Source organism: Mesotoga sp. UBA5825 (assembly GCF_002432955.1).
Taxonomy (GTDB): Bacteria; Thermotogota; Thermotogae; order Petrotogales; family Kosmotogaceae; genus Mesotoga.
This window is the reverse complement of record NZ_DJHG01000028.1, coordinates 1-5718: the sequence shown is the minus strand read 5'-3', so window position 1 is coordinate 5718 and position 5718 is coordinate 1. Positions and strand designations below refer to the sequence as shown.

At 45.4% G+C, this 5718-nt stretch carries 6 protein-coding genes; all 6 read left to right on the top strand.

The genetic code is table 11. From position 1 onward, the window contains the following. The coding region (locus tag B3N33_RS02475; RefSeq protein WP_292592106.1) for a winged helix-turn-helix transcriptional regulator at positions 1 to 591 on the top strand (591 nt) is incomplete at its 5' end. Between the two features lie 172 nt (positions 592 to 763). Beyond that, positions 764 to 2086 carry a DegT/DnrJ/EryC1/StrS family aminotransferase gene (locus tag B3N33_RS02470; RefSeq protein WP_292592104.1) on the top strand — a complete coding sequence of 441 codons (1323 nt, stop codon included), beginning with the start codon at positions 764 to 766 and terminating at the stop codon, positions 2084 to 2086. Positions 2087 to 2106: 20 nt separating this feature from the next. Beyond that, positions 2107 to 3000, top strand: a complete 894-nt coding sequence (locus B3N33_RS02465) for a UDP-3-O-(3-hydroxymyristoyl)glucosamine N-acyltransferase (RefSeq protein WP_292592102.1) — start codon at positions 2107 to 2109, stop codon at positions 2998 to 3000. 11 nt (positions 3001 to 3011) lie between these two features. Then, positions 3012 to 4316, top strand: a complete 1305-nt coding sequence (locus B3N33_RS02460) for a nucleotide sugar dehydrogenase (protein WP_292592101.1) — start codon at positions 3012 to 3014, stop codon at positions 4314 to 4316. An 83-nt stretch (positions 4317 to 4399) separates the two neighbouring features. Next, positions 4400 to 5143 carry an enoyl-CoA hydratase-related protein gene (locus B3N33_RS02455; protein ID WP_292592100.1) on the top strand — a complete coding sequence of 248 codons (744 nt, stop codon included), beginning with the start codon at positions 4400 to 4402 and terminating at the stop codon, positions 5141 to 5143. A 48-nt stretch (positions 5144 to 5191) separates the two neighbouring features. Next, on the top strand, positions 5192 to 5718 hold a 527-nt coding region (locus B3N33_RS02450; RefSeq protein WP_292592098.1), incomplete at its 3' end, for a Gfo/Idh/MocA family protein.

Below are 5718 nucleotides of genomic sequence, written 5' to 3'. Positions count from 1 at the left end.
ATTCTGAAGGCCCTGACTGAGAGTTCTTCCGTCTCTCAGGAGAGGCTCGCCCGAATTGCCGGTATCGTTCCCAGTATGGTCAACAAGTATATAAGAGACTTCGAAGATTCGCACCTAATTCAGAAAGAGGGCGAAAACCGGAGGAATATGCGGTACGTACTGACTGAAGCGGGTAAATTCAGGCTGCAGTATCTGACTATTCTTTATCTAAAAGAGGCGGCAAAGCTATACACGGAATCGAGAGAGATATTTGGAGAGGTTCTCGACACAATCAAAGAGAGTGAACACGAAAGCTTCTATCTTTACGGCGCCGGGATTATCGGAGGGATTCTTGCGGACGTCCTCAGAACCGAAGGAGTCAAGATCATCGGTTTCATCGACGATTCTCAAGCAAAGCAAAACGGAACTTTCCACGATCTTCATGTGTCTTCACCCGAAGAAGTGAAAAGCGATGAGGAAACCGCGGTGATCGTTGCGTCATTCAGACATGCAAACAACATAGTCAAGAACGCAAAAGAAAAGGGAATGAAAAACGTAATGGTGTTCACAATATCCAAATTAGGCAAAGTTGAACTAGAAGAGCTTGTGTAACGAGAAAAACCATTTTCGAGAGGGCGAGATGACGAGAGTTACGTTCCTGAGGCAAATTATCGGCACAAATCTCCAATAAGGAGAATGTGATTCTAATCTCCTCGTCCGTTTGAAATCTCGGATCCGTCTTCTCCAAGTACAGGCGTCCTCTCGACAGAAAGATGGAGGTTCTATGCATATACCACTATTCGATTTGACAAGGCAATACAACGAGTTAAGAGAAGAGGTTCTCCAGGAGATAGACGGGGCTCTTCTAGGCGGAAGGGTGATTCTGGGTGAAGCTGTAAGAGAGCTGGAACAAAGCGTAGCCGATCTAATTGGAGTAAAACATGCGATTGGAGTCGCAAATGGATCAGATGCTCTCCTAATTGCCGTGGCTGCTCTGGGAATAGGCCCCGGAGACTATGTGATTACAACTCCCTATACCTTTTTCGCTACAGTCAGCTGCATTACCAGAAACGGTGCCACCCCTCTTTTCGCGGATATCGACCCGGTAACTTACAACATCGACCTTGACAAGGTCGAAGAACTGCTCCAAACCCATCCCGAAAGAGAAAAGATCAAAGCGATAATCCCGGTTCATCTCTTCGGCCAGTCTATGAATCTTGAGAGACTCCAGAACATAAGAGAGATATACGGAGTTAAGATAATCGAAGACTGCGCACAGTCAATTGGCTCGAGATGGAACCATCCAGACGGATCGACTATTATGACAGGCTCGATCGGAGATATATCGACTTTCTCTTTCTTCCCGACGAAGAACCTGGGTGCCTATGGCGACGGCGGAATGATAACAACAGATGACGACGAACTCGCAGCATTCTGCAGAAGCTACAGAGTCCACGGCTCACCCGTGAAATACGTTCATGAAATGATAGGCATAAACTCGAGACTTGACGAACTCCAGGCCATAGTTCTGAATATAAAACTGAAACACCTGGAAGAATACGAAAAAAGAAGAATTGAAATAGCCGAGAAGTATCAAGCCGAGATGATAAAGAACGGCTTGAACGTTGTATGTTGTAGGTTGTCGGTTGTGGGTAAAGATAAGTCTCTTTCGAACAACGCACAACCCACAACCCACAACGATGTCGTAATTCACTGCCCCTCTGTTCCTTATTCGGCGGACGGTGAACCGGCGACGGCTAACGATTATCGCTTCTCTCACGTCTTCCATCAGTACGTGGTGAGATTTGAAGGCTTCAGCAGAGAAGAGAGAGATAGACTGAGGGATCATCTTGCCAGTAACGGTATCGGCACATCGATCTACTATCCCATGGGCCTTCACCAGCAGAAGTGCTTTGAGTACCTCGGTTATAGGACGGGGGAATTTCCCGTGACCGAGAAGGCCTGTGAAGAGACACTTGCCCTACCGATATTCCCTGGAATGACAGGCGAAGAGATTGAGTATGTAGTTGAAAAGATGACAGTTTTCACATCGATGAACGGGCTAATCGGTATGGAAGACTCTAGTATCGGCAATGAGAAAACCTAGTCTCGGTTGGGGGGTGCTGAATGAAACTAATCGAGTTAAGTAATCAGCTGAATTGGGTAACTGTTGAAAAGGATAGTGAATTCGAGGCATTGGGCAAACTGAATGCCTTGACAAGCAAACACACACTAGTTTTTCTTAATGATGAGAATTACATCGCTCAGATAGATGATTCAATGGTATCTGCGGTAATCACTACTGAGAAAATCGCCTCTACCCTAAAACAACTCAATGTCGGAATACTTGTAACCGACAATCCGAAAAGAGACTTTTACAGAATCCACGATCACCTTATAGATTCTGGTTTCTATTTCGAAACGTTTGACACTTCAATCGATGAGAGTGCCGTGATCTATCCAACGGCATATATTGCTCGCAAGAATGTTCGAATTGGCAAAAACACTGTGATCTATCCCAATGCTGTGATTCTAGAAAACTCGCTGATTGGTGACAACTGCGTGATAATGTCGGGAACGGTTGTAGGATCTGAAGGCTATGAAGTAGTAGAAATTGATGGAATAAACCGTATAGTAAGACATGCTGGTTGGGCGGTATTGAAGAGCAATGTTCAAATAGAGGCAAACACAGTTGTTTGCAGAGGACTCTTTCCAACGAGAAACACCATTGTTCATGAAGAAGTCACTATAGACAATCTAGTGCACGTGGCTCACGGTGTGGAGATCGGAAAGAAGTCCAAAATAGTTGCTCTTGCAATGCTGGGTGGCAATACTAGGATCGGTGAGAATGTATGGGTAGGACCAAGCGCTGTACTAACAAGTGGCATAACCATTGGAGACGAAGCAGCAATAACTCTTGGTTCAGTTGTTACAAGAAATGTACCCGCAGGAAAGAGAGTATCCGGCAATTTTGCAATAGATCATGAGAGATTCATCCAATTCTTGAAGTCAATAAGATAAGGAGTACAAAGATGCTAAAGGAAAAGATTCTTGACAAAACGGCAGTAATAGGAGTAATAGGTCTGGGTTACGTCGGTCTGCCTCTGTCGGTAGAGAAGGCCAAGGCCGGATTCAAAGTGATAGGTTTCGATATCCAGGAAAGCAAGGTCGAAATGGTTAACGAGGGTCACAATTATATAGGAGATGTTGTCAACGCCGATCTGGAAAGAATCGTCTCGGACGGACATCTCAGGGCGACCACCGATTTCGACGAACTTGGTAAATGCGATGTTGTAGCTATCTGCGTTCCGACTCCGCTGGACATATACAAGCAGCCCGACCTGACATACGTGATCAACTCTACCAAAGACGTTGCAAAGAGACTTCACAGAGACATGCTCGTCGTGCTCGAATCAACAACTTACCCGGGAACGACGGAAGATGTTATGAAGCCGATCCTCGAAGAGACAGGGCTAAAATGTGGAAGAGACTTCTATCTCGCATTCAGCCCCGAGAGAGTCGATCCGGGAAACCTCAGATTCAAAACCAAAAACACACCAAAAGTCGTCGGAGGAGTAGGCCCTGAATCGACCGAAGTGGCTAAGCTCCTGTACGAATCTGTCTTGGACGCAGAAGTCTTTGTCGTCTCATCTCCGAAAGAGGCCGAAATGACCAAGATACTTGAGAACACTTTCAGGATAGTGAACATAGCCCTAATAAACGAAATGGCAGTCGTTGCCGACAAAATGGGCATAAACATCTGGGAAGTCATAAACGCGGCCTCGACCAAACCGTTCGGCTTCATGCCCTTCTTCCCCGGTCCGGGAGTCGGCGGTCACTGCATACCGATAGACCCCTTCTATCTCACATACATAGCGAGAAAGTACGACTACCATACAAGACTGATAGAACTCTCGGGAGAGATAAACGACTCGATGCCGGAATACGTAGTAACCCGAGTCATGAAAGCATTGAACGAGCAGGGCAAATGCATGAACGGAGCGAAAGTAGTCATGCTGGGAATCGCCTACAAAGAAGAGATCGAAGACATGAGAGAATCACCGGCTCTCAAAGTCCTCGAAAACCTTGAGAGATATCACGCCAGAGTTACCGTCGTCGATCCATACGTTCCTGAGTTTATTTGGGAAGGAGAGAAAATGAAAACAGCCCCTCTCACGGAAGACCTCATAAAGCAGGTCGATGCAGTAATAATCACGACGGCTCACAAGAAAAACATAGACTACAAAATGATAGTCGAGAACGCCAAGTATATCTTCGATGCAAAATACGTCTTGAAAAAAATGGGTATCCAGTCTGGAAATGTTGAAGTGATTTGAGCATTGAGGAAGCTAATTCAGACTTTTCCAGAATGCTTGCTCCTGCATAGTAAGGAGGTACAAGAAAGAAAGGGGGACTAACGTTGATTAGAGACTGTAGTTCGCATTACGAGTTAGCAATTAATGCTCTCTCAGAAAAGCCGACCGTCATTTCTTCAAGTATTATAGGAGAACTAACTACTACTATTCAAAAAGTGGAGAAACGGAAACCGCTTGTCCTCTATGCTCCTTCTGGAATCGCTGGCGCGAATATCAAAGAGATGATAGACATGACAAAAGAAGAAGCAGAAGCTTTCTCTCTAGCTGGAATCAAACTCGTCAAGACTCTTCTCGCTTACGAACCGATCGTCATAGGTGTCTTTGATCGCTATTTGTTAGGTGGAGGTTTAGAGATCGCACTTGCATGTGACCTCACGATTGTGACAGAAAGCTGCAAAGTGGGTTTTCCTGAAGTCACGCTTGGAATCACACCCGGCTGGCTTGGCATCGAGCTTTGTGCTATTAAAAACGCGGCTTTGATCCAGGAATTGCTTTTCCTTGGAAAGATAATTGAAGCTAAGCAAAGTTATTCTTATTCGCTTTTTAACAGCATTTGCCAGAACTGGCAGACTACTCAGGATGAATTGGCGAGAATGATAGATCAATTGGACATTTGCTCATATGCTGCGATTGCCAGTGCTAAGAGACAATACCGGAGATCTCTCAATGTCGACAACCTTTCAGAAAGCGCGAAGACGTTCTCTTCATTGTTTGAAGAGAAGGATCAAATAGAAGGAATGAAGGCGTACCTTGAGAAGAGAAAGGCTTCTTTTCTTCAACACAAGTAATTAAAAGATATCACCAGAACTGATATCTTGATTGGAAGGAGAAAAACTATGAAACTACGTGCCGCACTTATAGGTTGCGGAAGAATTGGAACAAAGAAACACATAGAGGCCTTTGCAGCAAACAGTGACTTGATAGATCTTGTTGCAGTCTGCGATCTGGTGCCGGAGAAAGCCGAAAGAGCTGCAGAAGAATATATGAAGAGACAGGAGATATCGCTTGTTCGCGGAGAGAAAGAGAGAACAAGTGAGAAAAACGAGATGCAGCATGGCCAAGACATAGTCTCTTCCTCTCCAGCATCCGAGTGTGCTCTCCAACGTCCACGCGTAATCTCCGACTACAAAGACTTACTCTCGACAAATATCGACTTCGTCACCATCGCCACCGAGAGCGGGAATCATTACAAGAACACTATAGATTTTCTTTCGGCGGGAAAGCACGTTCTTGTTGAAAAGCCAATGGCTCTTTCTTCCGAACACATGGAGCAGATGATAGCCCTATCTCGAAAGAAGAAGTTGAAACTCGCCGTCTGTGTTCAGAACAGGTTCAACCCTCCCGTTCAGGAGCTGAGAAAAGC

Coding starts and splice junctions, on each gene's coding strand:
- B3N33_RS02470 (WP_292592104.1), top strand. CDS start 764: ATGCATATACCACTATTCGATTTGACAAGGCAATACAACGAGTTAAGA.
- B3N33_RS02465 (WP_292592102.1), top strand. CDS start 2,107: ATGAAACTAATCGAGTTAAGTAATCAGCTGAATTGGGTAACTGTTGAA.
- B3N33_RS02460 (WP_292592101.1), top strand. CDS start 3,012: ATGCTAAAGGAAAAGATTCTTGACAAAACGGCAGTAATAGGAGTAATA.